The following is a 15,918-nucleotide window of genomic DNA, read 5'->3' as shown; positions in this document are numbered from 1 at the left end:
CCCCCCGCCGGACCCGCCCCCGCTCCCGCCGGACCCGCCCCCGCTCCCCGCCGACCCGCCACCGAACCCCGAGGGCCCGCACGCGCCGCATGGACGCGTACGGGCCCTCGGGGCGTTCCGCCGGGTGGTCAGTACGTGAGGAGGGCCGGGTCCGAGACGCTCGCCGCGCCCGTCTCCACGTGGCCGGCGAGGCGGCGGACGTAGTCCGTGCTCGCGGAGGACGTGACGGTGACGTCGTACCAGTGGTGGGCCGCGGAGACGGCGACGCTGTGGGTGACCGTCGCGCCCTTCGCGACGGAGAGCGTCTTCTGGGCGCCGCCGTAGGCGTTGATGAGGGTCACCGTCGCGGTCGCGCCGGCGTTGGTGAACGTCAGGTCCAGCGTGCCCGCAGTGGCGTTGTGGCGGGCCGTGACCTCGGGCACGGCCGTCTTGCCGGGGGAGCGGAAGCGGCGGACGAAGCCGTTGGGGCCGTGGACCGTGAGGTCGGTGACGCCCTTCGAGTACGTCGTGTTCCAGGTGTCCGCCAGTGACTTGCCGGCCTCGGTCGTGTACGTCCACGGCGCGTCGGTGCGGTTCGCCGAGGTCACGTAGAACTGGGCGCCCGCCGAGGGGCCGCCGCCGAAGGTGAGGCGGAACTTGCCGGCGGCGGTGTCGGCGGCGCCGTCCACGAACGGGGCGTACTTCAGCGGGCGGGTGGGCTTGGCGCCGCGCTCCTGGCGGGGCATGGTGCCGGTCGCCGGGGCGGTGGCGAGGAAGTCGGGGTGACGGTTCTTGTCCGGCGGGAAGTAGCCGGACGTCGGCGGCAGCGCGGCCGCCGAGGTGTCCGTCCGCGAGAAGTCGAAGGCGGAGGTCAGGTCGCCGCAGACGGCCCGCCGCCAGGGTGAGATCTGGGGTTCCTGCACGCCGAAGCGCTGCTCCATGAAGCGGATGACCGAGGTGTGGTCGAAGGTCTCGGAACAGGTGTAGCCGCCGGTGGACCAGGGCGAGACGACGAGCATCGGGACGCGCGGGCCGAGTCCGTAGGGGCCGGCGACGTAGCCGGCCTTGCCGCCGAAGTAGTCGAGGGTGGTCGAGGCCGTCGACAGGCCCTGCGCCGCCGAGCCCGGGGCGTACGGCGGGACCACGTGGTCGAAGAAGCCGTCGTTCTCGTCGTACGTGATGAGCAGGGCGGTGCGGGCCCACACGTCCGGGTTCGAGGTCAGCGCGTCCAGGACCTGCGCGATGTACCAGGCGCCGTAGTTGGAGGGCCAGTTGGCGTGCTCCGAGAAGGCCTCGGGGGCGGCGATCCAGGACACCTGCGGCAGTCGCCCGCCCTGCACGTCGGCGCGGAGGATGTCGAAGAAGCCCTCGCCGGCCTTGGCGTTGGTGCCCGTGCGGGCCTTGTCGTAGAGGGGATTGCCGGGCTGGGCGTTGCGGTAATTGTTGAAGTAGAGCAGCGAGTTGTCGCCGTAGTTGCCGCGGAAGGCGTCGTTGATCCAGCCCCACGAGCCGGCGGCGTTCAGGCCGTCGCCGATGTCCTGGTAGATCTTCCAGGAGACGCCCGCCGCCTGCAGGCGCTCGGGGTAGGTGGTCCAGCCGTAGCCCGCCTCGGCGTTGTTCAGTACGGGGCCGCCGCCCGTGCCGTCGTTGCCGACGTAACCGGTCCACATGTAGTAGCGGTTGGGGTCGGTCGCTCCGATGAACGAGCAGTGGTAGGCGTCACAGATCGTGAACGCGTCGGCGAGCGCGTAGTGGAACGGGATGTCCTCGCGGGTGAGGTGCGCCATGGTGGCCTTGGTCTTGGCCGGGATCCAGTTGTCGTACTTCCCCTTGTTGAAGGCGCTCTGGCCGCCGGCCCAGTCGTGGTTGAGCCCCTGGAGGTATTCCATGCCGAGCTTGTCGCTGGTCGGCCGGAAGGGGAGCGTGACCTTGCTGCCGTCCGACTGGTTCCAGACGGACTTTCCGCTGGGCAGGGTCACGGGGCGCGGGTCGCCGAAGCCGCGTACACCCTTCATCGCACCGAAATAGTGGTCGAAGGAACGATTCTCCTGCATCAGGACGACGATGTGCTCGATGTCCTGGATCGTTCCGGTGGATCCCTGCGCCGGTATCGCGGCGGCTCGTGCGACGCTCTCCGAGAGCATCGCGAACGCGGCGGTGCCGCCCGCGAGTTGCAGGAACCGGCGACGGTCGAGGTCGGCCATGGGGGAGTTCTCCTCCGGGTCGGGACGAGCACGGGTGGGGGTGCGCGTGCGGTGGCCGGGCGGACCGGCCGATGGGCGCCCCAAGGAGAGCGCCCGTGAACCACCGGCCGGGGGCCGTTCCATGACTGCCCGTCGTACGGTAGACGAATCCCCCGTGCCCGAACGGAAGAACTCACAAACGAACGCCCCCGGTGGTCGATGACCACCGGGGGCGTACGTGAACCGACAGAAAACTACTCGACGACGAGGTCGACCTTGATGTTGCCGCGGGTCGCCTTGGAGTACGGGCAGAAGGCGTGGGTCTTCTCCAGGAGGGACGCGCCGGCCTCGCCCTGGAGGTGGTCCGGGAACTCGGCGCGCATCACGACCGCGAGGCCGAAGCCGCCGTCCGCGGCGTCCTTGCCGATGGAGACCTCGGCGGTGATCGAGGCCTCGGAGATGTCGATCTTCTCCTGGCGGGCGACCAGGTTCATCGCGCTGGCGAAACAGGCCGCGTACCCGGCGGCGAAGAGCTGCTCCGGGTTGGTGCCCTGACCGTTGCCGCCGAGGGCCTGGGGGTGGGCGAGGGGGAGGTCGATGTGGCCGTCGGAGCTGACGGCACGGCCCTCGCGGCCGTTGGCGGTGGCGACAGCGGTGTAGATCGCGTCCATGGTTTCCGTTCCTGTCCTCGGGAAGTGTGCTGCGGTGGCTCTCTATTAGTAGCGCACGATTCAGTTGTGCACAACTCAATCGCGTGTGAGGTGTCCTCGCGTATCCTGGATGCATGGAGACGCTCGACACCGTCCCGGACGAGGACTTCCTCCGGCTCGACCACCAGATCTGCTTCTCGCTGCACGCGGCCACCCGCGCCTTCAACGGCGTCTACCGCGAGGCGCTCAAGGAGCTGGGGCTCACCTATCCCCAGTACCTCGCCATGCTGGTGCTCTGGGAGCACGGCGAGCTGCCCGTGAAGGGGATCGGGGAGCGCCTCCGGCTCGACTCCGGAACCCTGTCCCCGCTGCTCAAGCGCCTGGAGGCGGCCGGATACGTCGAGCGGCGCCGCAGCCCCGAGGACGAGCGGTCCGTCACCGTGCGGCCCACCGCCGAGGGGGCCGCTCTCAAGGAGAAGGCCCGCGACGTGCCGCGCCGGATCGCCGCCGCGACGGGCCTCGACCTCGCCGACATCCGCGACCTGCGGGAACGCCTCGACGCCCTGGCCGTCCGTCTCGACAGCGTCGACCCGGACGACCTGTACGTCTGCCGCTAGACGGCTCTCGCCGCCGGACGCTGCCACCGCCAGGCGGCTCCCGAGCGGCTGCCGGGGGCGTGGCCGGCGGCGCTTCGAGGGGTGGGAATCGACAGGGGCCACCACGCGAGCCGCCCGCCGCGCGGTGGGCGCGGCGAGCGGCAGGCGGTGATCCCGGGGGATCGGTCAGGAGCGGGGGACCTTGCGGAGCGGGGTCAGGACCATGGCCGCCGTCACCAGGGCGAAGACCGCGCTCAGGGCCGAGGCCGAGTGGAGGGCCGTCGTGAAGGCCTCCCGGGCCTGCTCCCGCAGCCCTTCGTCCGGCAGGGCCGGCGCCGCGCCCACGCTCTCGTGGGCCGCGGCCGGCGCGTCCGCCGGGATGCCGCCCCGGTAGACGGCGACCGCCACACTGCCGGTGACCGCGATGCCCAGGGCGAGCCCCAGGTCGTAGGCCGTCTGGCCGGTCGCGGCCGCCGCGCCCGCCTTCTCGGCCGGGGCGGAACCGACCGCGAGGGCCGTGCCCAGGACGCTGATCGGGGCCGCGCCGAACATGATGACCGCGAGACCGAGGGCGGCCACGGTCACGCCTTCGGCCAGGGCGAACACCGCGTACCCGGCCGGCGAGATCGGGAGCCCGCCGGTGAGGACGTACGCCGGACGGAGCTTCCGCGCCACGAAGGGGGTCAGCTGCGAGCCGGCGATCAGGCCCGCCGCTCCGGGCAGCAGCCGCAGACCGGCCTCCAGCGGCGGCAGTCCCGCGACGGCCTGGAGGTGCTGCGGGACCAGGTACTCGACTCCGTTGAGCGCGGTCATGCCCAGGAGCAGGGTGAGCAGCGCGCCGGTGAAGGCCCGGTTCCTGAAGAGCCGCAGGTCGAGGAGCGGGGACTCCAGCCGGTTCTGGCGGCGGACGAAGCGCTCGCCCTGGAGGGCCTGGCCTCGGCCCACGCGGGCGCGGGCCGGGTGAAGGGGGCCGCCCTCCCGCTGGGCGCGGCGTCGGCCCTCCGTGCCTCGACGGGCGCACCGCTGCCCCCGGCGGAGCGCTCGGACGTCGACGCCACGGAGGCGAGGGCCCGCGCGATCCTGGGCCCCGAGGTCTTCGCGGAGACCTTCACCCACGGCACGACCCTGCGCCATGGACAGGCGGTGACGGAGGCGGGGCCCCCGGAGGCGACGCTTGAACGCTTGACCAAAACGTAAGGATCAACTGCCGTGCCCGCCCCTATACTCACCCCATGTCCGAGTTCACCGTCCGGCGTGCCGTCGCCGAAGACTCCAAGCGGCTCACCCGGCTCGTCAGGAGCTCCCGGGCCTATCGCGGGGACTACGCCGCGATGGTCGAGGGGTACCAGGTCGGGGGCGCGTACATCGAGCACCATCCCGTGTTCGTCGCCGTCGACGCGAGCGACCGGGTGCTCGGGTTCTACGCGCTGCTCGTCGACGACGCCGAGCTCGACCTCGCGTTCGTCGCCGACGGCGCGCAGGGGCTCGGCATCGGGCGGCTGCTCATGGAGCACATGACCGGGCAGGCCGGGGCCGCCGGGCTCAAGGCCGTGCGGGTCGTCGCCCATCCGCCCGCCGAGGAGTTCTATCTGCGCACCGGCGCCGTCCGGACCGGAACCGTCGCGCCCACCGGTCACATCCACTGGGAGCGCCCCGAGCTCCGTTACGCCATCGCGTGACCGCCACCCAGCCGCGGTCGCAGCCGCAGCCCCCCGAGTCCGAGCCCTCCCCGCCCTCTTCGTCCTCCGAGCCCCCGGCCCCCACCCCGGAGCGCCGCCGGCTCTTCGCCGATCTCACCCCGCTGCGGACCTCCGCCGACTACCGCCGCCTCTGGTTCGGCAACACCGTCTCCTGGGTCGGGCAGGGCATGACGGCGCTCGCCGTCTCCCTCCAGGTGTACGACATCACCGGGTCGCCCTTCTCCGTCGGGCTCGTCGGGCTGTTCTCGCTCGTCCCGCTCGTCTGTTTCGGGCTGTACGGCGGCGCCATCGCCGACACCGTCGACCGCCGCAAGCTCGGGCTCTACAGCGCCTGCGGCTCCGCCGTGCTGTCGGTCGCGCTCGCCACCGCCGCGTTCGCCGGGTTCCACCGGGTCTGGTTCCTGTACGGAATCGTCGCCCTGCAGGCCGTCTGCGCCGCGCTCAACGCGCCCGCGCGCAGCGCGATGATCCCCCGGCTCCTGCCGCCCGAGCAGCTGCGGGCCGCCAACGCGCTGAACTCGATGGTCACGACCTTCGGCATGCTCGTCGGGCCGAGCCTCGGCGGGCTGATCGTCGGGTTCGCCGGGTACCAGACCGCGTACCTCGTCGACGCCGTCGCCTTCGCCGCGAGCCTGTACGCGATGTGGCGGCTGCCGTCGATGCTTCCGGACCGGAAGGGAGGCGGGAAGAGGGCCTCCGTGCTCGACGGGCTGCGGTTCCTCGCGACCCGGCCCAACCTCCGGATGACGTTCTTCTCGGACTTCTGCGCGATGATCCTCGCCCACCCCCGCGCCCTGTTCCCCGCCGTCGCCGTGCTCTGGTTCGGCGGCGACGCGAAGACCGCCGGACTCCTCGTCGCCGCGCCCGCGTTCGGGGCGCTGCTCGGCGGGGTGCTCTCCGGCTGGCAGGGACGCATCCGGCATCACGGGCAGGCGATCCTGATCGCCGTCGCCTGCTGGGGGACCGCCATCGCCGTCTTCGGGCTCACCCGGGACCTCTGGCTCGGGCTGCTCCTGCTCGCCCTCGCCGGGTACTCCGACACCGTCTCCATGATCTTCCGGAACACGATGATGCAGGTCGCGGCCCCGGACGAGATGCGCGGCAGGCTCCAGGGCGTGTTCATCGTGGTGGTCGCCGGCGGGCCCCGGCTCGGGGACTTCCTCGCGGGCTCCGTGGCCGATCTGACCTCGCCCGCGGTCGCTGTCACGGGCGGTGGGATCGCCTGTGTCGTCGCGGTCGGCGCCCTCGCCCTGTACGGGCGCGGTTTCCGCCGGTACGACGCCCTCGACCCGACTCCGTGAGCAATTCTCCCCGAACGGTACGTCCTGTTCTGGCGGTTGGCCGCCACGGCGCATAACCGCCAGGGCCGAACGGAGTCAACTCCCGTCCACCTGACCAAGACTCCTCGCGGCACCCGGAAACACCCCCGACCCCGGGTCCACGAGGAGTTCGAACGATGACGTCGAGGACCACACCCTTCGACAGAGGAAGGGCCGCGCTGATCGCCGCGGGCATCTCCCTCGTGATGCTGTCGGCCGGGCAGACCGCCGCCGCCGGGAACACCGCCGCCGCCGTACCGGACACCTTCAAGGGGGCGGCGGCGAGCACCACCGTCACCCTCGTCACCGGAGACCGCGTCACCCTCACCGACCTCGGTGGCGGCCGGCAGACCGTCACCGTCGACCGGGCCAAGGGCGCCACCGGCGCGATACGCAGCCAGATCTCCGGCGGCCGGGTCACCGTCGTCCCCGACGAGGCCCGCCCCTACCTGGCCTCCGGCGCGCTCGACCCCCGTCTCTTCGACGTCACCGGCCTCGTCGAACAGGGCATCACCGGTGACCTGCCGCTGATCGTCTCCTACGGCGGCAAGGGCGCCCGTACCGCCGCGGCGACCCCGCGCGGTGCCGAGACCGTCCGCGCGCTGCCCAGCATCGGCGGCGCCGCCGTCACCGCCACCGACCCCGCCGCCTTCTGGCAGGGCTTCACCGCCGCCCCGACCGCGCGGGCCGCCGCCCCCGGCAAGGTCTGGCTCGACGGCCGGGTCAAGGCCGCCATGGCCGAGTCCAACGCGCAGATCGGCACACCGAAGGCCTGGGAGGCCGGGCTCACCGGCAAGGGTGTGAAGGTCGCCGTCCTCGACACCGGCGCCGACCTCGCCCACCCCGACCTCGCGGGACGGGTCACCGAGTCCAAGTCGTTCATCGCCGGCCAGGAGGTCGCCGACCGCAACGGCCACGGCACCCACGTCGCCTCCACCGTCGGCGGCTCCGGCGCCGGGTCCGACGGCAAGGAGAAGGGCGTCGCCCCCGACGCCACCCTCGCCGTCGGCAAGGTCCTCAGCGACGAGGGATCCGGCTCCGAGTCGGAGATCATCGCCGGCATGGAGTGGGCCGCCAAGGACATCGACGCGAAGATCGTCTCGATGAGCCTCGGCTCCAGCGAACCCAGCGACGGCACCGACCCGATGGCCCAGGCCGTCAACACCCTCACCGCCGAGACCGGCGCCCTCTTCGTCATCGCCGCCGGCAACTCCGGCTACCCGGGCTCCATCGGCTCGCCCGGCGCCGCCGACTCCGCGCTCACCATCGGCGCCGTCGACTCCGCCGACGAGGCCGCCTACTTCACGAGCCAGGGACCCCGCTACGGCGACCAGGCCCTCAAGCCCGACCTGTCGGCGCCCGGCGTGAACATTCTCGCCGCCCGCTCCCAGCTCGTCTCCGGCAGTGGCCTCTACACCTCCATGAGCGGTACGTCGATGGCGACCCCGCACGTCGCCGGCGTCGCCGCGCTGCTCGCCGAACGGCACCCCGACTGGACCGGCGCCCAGCTCAAGAGCGCGCTGATGTCCTCGTCGAAGACGCTCGACGCCTCCTCGTACGCGCTCGGCTCGGGCCGGGTCGACGTGGCCGCCGCGATCGCCGCGAACGTCACCGCGACCGGCTCCGCCGACCTCGGCTACGTCGCCTGGCCGTACGAGTCGAACAAGCCCGTCACCAAGACCGTCACCTACACCAACTCCTCCGACGCGCCGGTCGAGCTGAACCTGGCCGTCGAGGGCATGCCGGCCGGTGTCGCCGCCCTCGCCGACACCACCCTCACCGTCCCCGCCCACGGGACCGCGAGCACCACCGTCACCGGTGACGGCGCCAAGGCCCCCGTCGGCCAGTCCTCCGGCCGGGTCACCGCCACCGCCGCCGGCACCGTCGTCGCGCACACCGCGCTCGGCCTGGTGAAGGAGGAGGAGCGCTACACCCTCACCGTCCACGTGAAGGACCGTGACGGCGCGGCGACCCCCGCCCACCTCGGTGTGCAGCAGCTGACCCAGGGCGTGGACCCCTTCCCGGCCACGGTCGGCGAGTCCGGCACCCTCGAACTCCGCCTCAAGCCCGGCACGTACACCGTCGACACCTTCCTCGACGTCCGCGGCTCCCACGGCGAGGACTCCCTCGGCCTCGGCTTCCTCACCGCGCCGGAGATCACCCTCGACCGCGACCGCGAGATCACCCTCGACGGACGGCAGCTCCGCGAGATCCGCGCCGAGGTCGAGAAGCGCACCGAGACCCGGCAGCTCCTGATGGAGTTCGACCGCGACGCCAACGGCGCCTCCTACGGCGGAGCCGTCCAGGTCCCGCCGAAGTACGACTCGATCTTCGCGGCGCCCACCACCAAGCCCGCCACCGGAACCTTCGAGTACCGAACGGTCTGGCGCCTCGGCAAGCCGATGCTGGAGACGAGCGTCGACGGCTCCCGTCTCTCCGGCGCCACCCCGCAGGCAGGCGCCACCCTCCTGGAGGGCACCCACCGTCTCGGCCTCGTCGACGCCGGTACCGGAACCCCCGCCGAGTACCAGGGCAAGAACGCCACGGGCAAGGCCGTCCTCGTCCGCCTGACCGAGGGCGCCGACCCGGCGCAGATCGCGCAGACCGCCCAGGACGCGGGCGCCAAGGCCCTGTTCGTCACCGACGACCAGCCCGGCCGCCTCATGAAGTGGTTCGGCACCGCCGACTACCAGGACCGGCCGCTCTCCGTCGCCACCGTCAACACCGCCGACGCCCAGCGCCTCGCCGCCGGCGCGGCCCGCGGCAAGCGCGTCGACCTGACCGGTACCCGCTTCACCCCGTTCACGTACGACCTCTCCGAGGGCCACCCCGATGCCATCGGCAAGGACCTGGTCTTCCGGCCCGACAAGGACGAACTGGCCACCATCAGCTCCACCTTCTACGCGCCCACCAAGCGCAAGGAACTGGGCGGCGAGTTCCGCTACTCGGTCACCGACACCTTCCCGATCGGCTTCGGCTTCAAGGAGTGGATCTCCTTCCCGACCGAGCGCACCGAGTACGTCTCCACCGGCACCGGCCAGCGCTGGCACGAGTCCGTCGACCTCGGCGACTCCCTGGAGCAGCGTGGCGGCACTCCGTCCTACCGGGGCGGCAGCCGGGTGAATCTCGACTGGTTCGGCCCCGTCTGGCACCCGTGGCTGGGCACCGGCCTCGGCTGGGGCCAGCAGCGCACCGGCAACGACCTGCGCTTCAACACCCCGGGCTGGGGCGACTCCGGCACCGACCACACCGGCTTCGGCAACGTGTGGAACGACGACTCGATGACCCAGTACACCGAGGTGTACGTCAACGGCACCCGTGTCGACCGCAAGATGAGCTCCGGAGCCTACGCCTGGGACGCGCCGGCGGAGGAGGCGACCTACAAGGTCGTCACCGACACCGCGCTCGACCCGACGCGCTGGCGGCTCGCCGGCAAGGGCCACAGCGAGTGGACCTTCCGCTCCGCCGAGACCCCGTCCGACCGGGCCACCTACCTGCCGATGCTCAACCTCGGCTTCGACGTGGACACCGACATCGACGGTGACGTCCGCGCCGGACGCAAGCTGTCCGTCGGGATCTCCGCCGAGTACGTGAAGGGCGCGGCCGGCACCGGCACCATCACCGGCGGCACCCTGGAGGTCTCCTACGACGAGGGCAAGACCTGGACGAAGGTCGCCCTCAAGAAGGCCCGGCACGGGGCCGCCTGGGACGGCGAGCTGCGCGTCCCGTCCGGCGCGGGATCCGTCTCGCTGCGGGCCGGGGCGAGCGACGACCGGGGCGGCTCGGTCACGCAGGAACTGATCCGCGCGGTGGGCGTGAAGTAGCCACCCGCCATGCACGAAGGCCGGGCCCCCTCCTGCTCACCGCGGGAGGGGGCCCGGCTCCGTCCCCTCAACTGCCGGCGGTCAAGGCCTTCTTCAGGATCTTGCCCATGTCGTTGCGGGGGAGGGCGTCGAGACGGCGCACCACCCGGGGCCGCTTGTGCGGGGCGAGCAGGCGCGCGACGTGGTCGGCCAGCTCCTCCGCCGTCGGGGGCCTGTCCTTGTCCTCCGGCACCACCCAGGCCACGATCCGCTCGCCCAGGTCCGGGTCGGGCTCGCCGGTGACGGCCGCCTCGCGCACCCCGGGGTGGTCGAGGAGCGCGTTCTCGATCTCTCCCGCCCCGATCTTGTAGCCACCGCTCTTGATCAGGTCGGTCGCCTTGCGGCCGACGAGCCGCACCGCGCCGTCCGCCTCCCGGACCGCCATGTCGCCGGTGCGGAACCAGTCGCCGTCGAAGGCCGCGGCCGTCGCGTCCGGCCGGTTGAGGTAGCCGGAGAACAGGTTCGGGCCGCGCACCTGCACCTCGCCGACCGTCTCCCCGTCGAGCTCCTTCAGGACGGAGCCGTCCTCGTCGACGAGCCGCAGGTCCACGCCCGCGAGCGGGGGGCCGACGGTCCCGGGGCGCGGTTCGCCGCCCGGCACGACGCTGGTGTTCATGAGCGTCTCGGTCATCCCGTACCGCTCCACCACCGTCCGGCCCGTCGCCGCCGCGATCCGCTCGTGGTCGTGGACCGGGAGCGCCGCGGACCCGGAGACGAGGAGCCGCGCCCCGGCCAACGCCCCGGCCAGTCCGGTGTCCCCGGCCAGCGCGTCCGCGAGCCGGTGGTACATGGTCGGTACGCCGAACAGCATCGTGCCGCCGTCGCCCAGCTCCCGCGCCACGCCCTCCACCGAGAACGCGCCCAGGTGCCGGACCGCGCCGCCGCGCCGCAGCGGCCCCAGGATCCCGAGGATCAGTCCGTGCACATGGAACAGCGGCAGCGCGTGCACCAGGATGTCGTCGGCCGTCCACGACCAGGCCTCGGCGAGCGCGTCGAGCGAGGCGGCGACCGCCCGCCGGGACAGCAGGACACCCTTCGGCGGGCCGGTGGTGCCCGAGGTGTAGACGATCAGCGCGGGGGACTCGGCACCGGCCGTCTCCGCGACCGGCGGGCCGCTCGCCGTCAGGTCCACGACGGTCCGGGGGAGCCCGTCGAGGCCGGCGGGCAGCACGTCCCCGGCACCGGTGAGCACGGCCGTGGGCCTGCTGTCGTCGAGGATGTGCGCCAGCTCGCGCTCACCCGTCCGCGGATTGAGCGGTACGGCGGGTACGCCGGCGAGCAGCGCCCCGACGACCGCGACCGCCGTGTGCGCGGTCGGGGTGGCCCAGACGGCGACCCGCCCGGCTCCCCCGATACGGACCGCCAGGGCCCCGGCGGCCCGGGCCAGTTCCTCGTACGTCAGGGCGTCCGGGCCGCAGCGCAGCGCGGGCCGGGCGGAAGGGGCCGCAAGGGCGGGGAAGAGCGCACTCACCGGTCGTACTCCTCGGGTCGATGTCGAGATCGAGGGTTCCGGGAGGCATTCTGCCGTCCGTCAGGGACGGCCCGCCGTGACCTTCGTCGCCTCCGCCGTCGGGTCCTCGCCCCCCGGGCGGATTCCGCGCATACGGCCCCACGCGTACACACAGCCCGCCAGCGCCAGGTCCGACAGCAGCATGAAGCCGATCGAGTACGAGCCCTTCGCGCTGTAGATCGCGCCCATCACCAGCGGCGGCAGGAAACCGCCCAGGCCGCCCATGGCACCGACGATGCCCGTCACGCTGCCGACCTTCGCCTGCGGAGTCACCTGCGAGACCAGCGCGAACACCGAACCGCTCGCCGTTCCCAGACCCGCCGCCATGATCAGCAGCGCGATCGTGCCGCCCGGGTCCAGCGGCGGGTCGAAGGCCTGGACGATCGCGAGGAGCGCCACCACGCCGAGCGCGGCGGCCGTCACGAGTGCCGGATGGATCCGGTCCGAGAGCCAGCCGCCGATCGGCCGGAAGACGACGGTCACCAGAGCGAAACCGGCCGCCTTGGTTCCCGCGTCCGTCGGATCGAGCTCGTACCAGGTCTTCAGATACGTCGGCAGATAGACGCCGAACGCCACGATGCCGCCGAAGCCGATCGCGTACAGCGCCGACAGCTCCCACGTCACCCGCAGCCGCCCCGCCGCGCCCAGCCGGGTCGCCAGGGAGGCGGTGGGCACGGGCCGGTCGGGCCGGTCGGTGATGAGGAACGTCGCGAGCACCGCGTACGCCGCGAGCGCGACCGCCACCACGATGAACGGCAGGTTCTCGCCGTGCTTCGCGATGCGCGGCGTGAAGTAGCCGGAGAGTGCCACACCGCCCATGCCCATGCCGAACACGCCGAGCGCCAGACCGCGCTTCTCGGGCGGGAACCAGGAGTTGACCAGAGGGATGCCGATCGCGAACGTCGTACCGCCGAGGCCGAGGAGGAAGCCGACGACCAGCATCAGGCCGTAACTGTCCTTGACCACGATGAGCAGGAGGACAGGGATGATCGTCAGCGCCGAGACCAGCGGGAACATCAGCTTCGCGCCGTACCGGTCGGTCAGCGCGCCGGCCGGGATGCGGCCGAGCGAGCCGACGAGGACGGGGACCGCGACGAGCAGCGACTGCTCGAAGGAGCTGAGTTCGAGCCGGTCGCCGTACCAGCTGGCGAGGGGCGCGATCAGGTCCCACGCCCAGAAGGTGAGCGTGAAGCCGATGGTGGCCGTCACCAGGTTGCGGTAGGCCACCGCGGTCGGGGGTTTGGTCTCGGTGTCCACGCCTCCAGTCAAGATCGGGGCGGGGTGGGCGGCGCGCGGGACTGCGCCGTACGAGTGTCCGCGTCCGGGCGGCTCCGTACGGGTCTCCACGATCGGGTGGTACGGGTATGTGTCCTCGTACGAGGACCTACGGCCAGGTCACCGTCGTCGGCGGTGTGCCGTCGTCCGTGACCCGCAGCCGGGCCCCCTCGTCCCCGACCGACACCTCCACGGTCATCGCGCCGACCCCCGACCTCCGGTGCGCCGCCGCGAGCGCCCCGCGCAGGGCGGCCAGGAGCCTGCCGGCCGTCTCCTCGTCGATGAGGGTGTCGACGGCTCCGGCGAAGTGCACGGACGGCTGGAAGCCGAGCAGCACCGCCGCCCCGCCGGTCTCCCGCAGGACCTTCCCCCGGAAGGACGTCGGGGCGTCCGCCGGGGGCTGCTGGAGCGCGAAGATGGTCGTACGGACCTCCTGGATGGTGGAGTCCAGCTCGTCCACAGCCCGCCCGAGCAGCGCGTTGTCCTCCGAGGAGTCGACCGCCCGCCGCCGGGTGGACTCCAGCATCATCTCCGTGGCGAACAGGCGCTGGACGACCAGATCGTGCAGATCGCGGGCGATCCGGTCCCGGTCCTCGTACACCGCGAGCCGCTCCCTGTCGTGCCGCGCGTCGGCGAGGACCAGCGCGAGTGCCGCCTGCGAGGCGAACTGCGAGGCGAGGAGCCGGTCGACGTCCGTGTACGGCGGGTCGCCGCGCCGACGGGGGAGGGCGAGCGTGCCGATGAGCCTTCCGCCGCTCTGCAGCGGCAGCATCATCGACGGCCCGAAGCGGGACCGGACAGGGGTGGTCATCCGGGCGTCCGTCGCCGAGTCCTCGATGAACACGGGCTCCCCGCCGAGGAGCTGGACGAGCACCGGGGAGCCGGGTGCGATCGCCGTCCCCACCAGATCACCCGGGTCGTCCGTCGTCGAGGCGGCGACGATCTCCATCCCGCCCTCGACGGTGGGCTGGAGGACGACTCCGGCCGTGGCGCCGGCGAGGATACGGGCCTGCTCGGCGACGGTCATCAGCGCGTTCTCCGCGGACGCGCCGGTCAGCAGGGCCGTGGTCACCGCGGCCGCGCCCTCGATCCAGCGTTCCCGCTGCCGGGCGGTCTCGTACAGCCGGGCGTTGCCGATGGCGATGCCGGCCTGCGAGGCGAGGACCCGGAGCAGGGAGAGGTCCTCCTCGGTGAAGCCGCCGTCGCGCTTCTCGGTGAGGTACAGATTGCCGAAGACCTCGGTGTGGACCCGGATGGGGACGCCGAGGAAGCTGTGCATCTCCGGGTGCCCCGCGGGTACACCGGAGGAGCGCGGGTCGGCCGCCAGATCGTCGATCCGCAGCGGCCGCTGGTCCCGGATGAGGACGCCGAGCAGCCCGGTGTGGCCGTCGGGGAGCCCCCCGACGCGCCGTCGCTCCTCGTCCGTCACACCGGCGGTGAAGAGCTCGGTGATGCGGCGGCGCTCGGGGTCGACGACTCCGAGCGCGCCGTAGCGGGCCCCGATCAGCTCGGTGGCGGAGTCCACGATGTGCTGCAGGGTGGAGCGGAGTTCGAGTTCCGTGCCGACACTCAGGACGGCTTCGAGCAGCATGGGCAGGCGGGGCGCGTCCTCGTCCGTGTCCCCGTCCCGGTCCTCGTCCATGATCGTCATGGTCTCATTGTCGTACGAATCGTTCGGTTTCGCGGGATTGTGTCCGACCGGAGTCAGTCCTCGTCGGTCAGCGGGTTCCGCTCCGACAGCGGGTCGAGGACCATCGGCTGGACCTTGCCCTCCAGCATGGCGCCGAGACCCAGGACCGCGCAGACGTCGGGCCGTTCGGCGATGTGGACCGGCATGCCGGTCGCCTCGCGCAGCATCTGGTCGAGCCCCGGCAGCAGGGCGCTGCCGCCGACCATCATGATTCCGCGGTCCGCGAGGTCGGCCACCAGGTCCGGCGGGCAGTCCCGCAGCACCTTCCCGATGCCGTCGAGGACCGCCGTCAGCGGGGTGTGGATGGCCTCCCGAACGGCGGCGGTGTCGACGGTCACCGAGCGGGCCAGACCCGTGGCGACGTCACGGCCGTGGATCTCGGTCCAGGCCGGACCGTGGGGCGTCAGGCCGTTCCCGCTGAGGGCGAGTTGGAGCGGGCGGACCGACTGGCTCGGCAGCATCAGCTCGTGGTGGTGGCGCAGGTGCTGGATGACGGCGTGGTCGATGGCGTCGCCGCCCACCGGCATCCGCTCCGCCGTGACGATCGAACCCAGCGAGAGCACCGCGACCTGCGTGGTCGCCGCACCGCACACCAGGATCATGGTGGCGGTCGGCTGCTCGACCGGCAGGCCGCAGCCGACGGCCGCCGCGATCAGCGTGTCGACCAGCTCGACACGGCGGGCCCCCAGACCGACGAGGGTCTCCACGGCGGCGCGCTGGGCGAGCGGGTCGCTGTCGTGCGGGGTGCAGGCGGCGGCGCGCAGCCGGGGCTTGCGGCGGAGCTGACGGCGCAGCTTCTCGCCGAGGAGGTGACGGAGCATCCGCTGCGCCATCTCGATGTCGACGACCGTGCCGCCCGAGACCGGGCGGACGACCCGGATGTAGTCGGGGGTGCGGCCGGTCATCTTCTCGGCCAGCGCGCCGACCGCGATCAGCGCTCCGGTGCGGGTGTTGACGGCGGCGACGCTCGGCTCGTCGACGACGAGTCCGGCGCCCTTGACGAAGACCCGGGTGCGGGCGGCACCCAGGTCGACGGCGACATGGCAACGACGCAGCTGCTCAAGGCTGACGGTCACGGCGGATCCTCCGGAGTGCGGTGCTGGCACGGGCGAGGTGGGGTCGCGTTACGCGGTCCTCCTGGCATCGTCCGGCC

11 protein-coding genes and 1 pseudogene are annotated in these 15,918 nt (G+C 72.5%); 5 read left to right on the top strand and 7 right to left on the bottom strand.

The genetic code is table 11. From position 1 onward, the window contains the following. Positions 1-128: 128 nt before the first annotated feature. Positions 129-2,183, bottom strand: coding sequence for a phosphocholine-specific phospholipase C (locus IF00_RS0125815; protein WP_030321921.1), 2,055 nt, complete (start codon positions 2,181-2,183; stop codon positions 129-131). 233 nt (positions 2,184-2,416) lie between these two features. Beyond that, entirely contained in the window at positions 2,417-2,833 is a 417-nt protein-coding gene (locus IF00_RS0125810) for an organic hydroperoxide resistance protein (protein ID WP_030321919.1), read from the bottom strand. A 113-nt stretch (positions 2,834-2,946) separates the two neighbouring features. Here IF00_RS0125810 and IF00_RS0125805 point away from each other — a divergent pair, with 113 nt between their 5' ends. After that, on the top strand, positions 2,947-3,429 hold the full coding sequence (locus IF00_RS0125805; RefSeq protein ID WP_030321917.1) for a MarR family winged helix-turn-helix transcriptional regulator: 483 nt from the start codon (positions 2,947-2,949) through the stop codon (positions 3,427-3,429). Positions 3,430-3,594: 165 nt separating this feature from the next. Here the strand turns inward: IF00_RS0125805 and IF00_RS0125800 are convergent. Further along, positions 3,595-4,320, bottom strand: a pseudogene (locus IF00_RS0125800) (MFS transporter); the annotation flags it as partial. A gap of 48 nt (positions 4,321-4,368) precedes the next feature. Between IF00_RS0125800 and IF00_RS46200 the strand changes: the two are divergent. From IF00_RS46200 to IF00_RS0125780, 4 genes are all read left to right on the top strand, one after another. Then, positions 4,369-4,605: a hypothetical protein gene (locus tag IF00_RS46200; protein ID WP_030321914.1), complete on the top strand. Its 237-nt coding sequence runs from the start codon at positions 4,369-4,371 to the stop codon at positions 4,603-4,605. 35 nt (positions 4,606-4,640) lie between these two features. Further along, on the top strand, positions 4,641-5,087 hold the full coding sequence (locus IF00_RS0125790; protein WP_030321913.1) for a GNAT family N-acetyltransferase: 447 nt from the start codon (positions 4,641-4,643) through the stop codon (positions 5,085-5,087). Between the two features lie 122 nt (positions 5,088-5,209). Continuing rightward, positions 5,210-6,409: an MFS transporter gene (locus tag IF00_RS0125785; protein ID WP_106975880.1), complete on the top strand. Its 1,200-nt coding sequence runs from the start codon at positions 5,210-5,212 to the stop codon at positions 6,407-6,409. Positions 6,410-6,564: 155 nt separating this feature from the next. Beyond that, positions 6,565-10,251: a S8 family serine peptidase gene (locus IF00_RS0125780; RefSeq protein ID WP_030321911.1), complete on the top strand. Its 3,687-nt coding sequence runs from the start codon at positions 6,565-6,567 to the stop codon at positions 10,249-10,251. Positions 10,252-10,318: 67 nt separating this feature from the next. On the opposite strand, the gene IF00_RS0125775 is transcribed toward IF00_RS0125780, so the two are convergent. The 4 genes from IF00_RS0125775 to mreB all read right to left on the bottom strand — a co-directional run bounded on the left by IF00_RS0125775 (position 10,319) and on the right by mreB (position 15,841). Further along, positions 10,319-11,761 (bottom strand): acyl-CoA synthetase, encoded by a 1,443-nt coding sequence (locus tag IF00_RS0125775; protein ID WP_030321910.1) that lies wholly within the window; start codon positions 11,759-11,761, stop codon positions 10,319-10,321. 60 nt (positions 11,762-11,821) lie between these two features. Beyond that, positions 11,822-13,057: an MFS transporter gene (locus IF00_RS0125770; protein ID WP_030321909.1), complete on the bottom strand. Its 1,236-nt coding sequence runs from the start codon at positions 13,055-13,057 to the stop codon at positions 11,822-11,824. 127 nt (positions 13,058-13,184) lie between these two features. Continuing rightward, the gene (locus IF00_RS0125765) at positions 13,185-14,726 is read right to left on the bottom strand and encodes a GAF domain-containing protein (RefSeq protein WP_030321902.1); all 1,542 of its coding nucleotides are present in this window, start codon (positions 14,724-14,726) and stop codon (positions 13,185-13,187) included. Between the two features lie 53 nt (positions 14,727-14,779). After that, positions 14,780-15,841: a rod shape-determining protein gene (gene mreB, locus IF00_RS0125760; protein ID WP_030321900.1), complete on the bottom strand. Its 1,062-nt coding sequence runs from the start codon at positions 15,839-15,841 to the stop codon at positions 14,780-14,782. Between the last annotated feature and the right edge of the window lie 77 nt (positions 15,842-15,918).

This window comes from Streptomyces flavochromogenes (assembly GCF_000717595.1).
Classification (GTDB): domain Bacteria; phylum Actinomycetota; class Actinomycetes; order Streptomycetales; family Streptomycetaceae; genus Streptomyces; species Streptomyces flavochromogenes.
The sequence above is the reverse complement of the archived record's forward strand: the minus strand, read 5'-3'. Positions and strand labels throughout refer to the sequence as shown.

Coding starts and splice junctions, on each gene's coding strand:
- IF00_RS0125810 (WP_030321919.1), bottom strand. CDS start 2,833: ATGGACGCGATCTACACCGCTGTCGCCACCGCCAACGGCCGCGAGGGC.
- IF00_RS0125780 (WP_030321911.1), top strand. CDS start 6,565: ATGACGTCGAGGACCACACCCTTCGACAGAGGAAGGGCCGCGCTGATC.
- IF00_RS0125790 (WP_030321913.1), top strand. CDS start 4,641: ATGTCCGAGTTCACCGTCCGGCGTGCCGTCGCCGAAGACTCCAAGCGG.
- IF00_RS0125815 (WP_030321921.1), bottom strand. CDS start 2,183: ATGGCCGACCTCGACCGTCGCCGGTTCCTGCAACTCGCGGGCGGCACC.
- IF00_RS0125765 (WP_030321902.1), bottom strand. CDS start 14,726: ATGACGATCATGGACGAGGACCGGGACGGGGACACGGACGAGGACGCG.
- IF00_RS0125805 (WP_030321917.1), top strand. CDS start 2,947: ATGGAGACGCTCGACACCGTCCCGGACGAGGACTTCCTCCGGCTCGAC.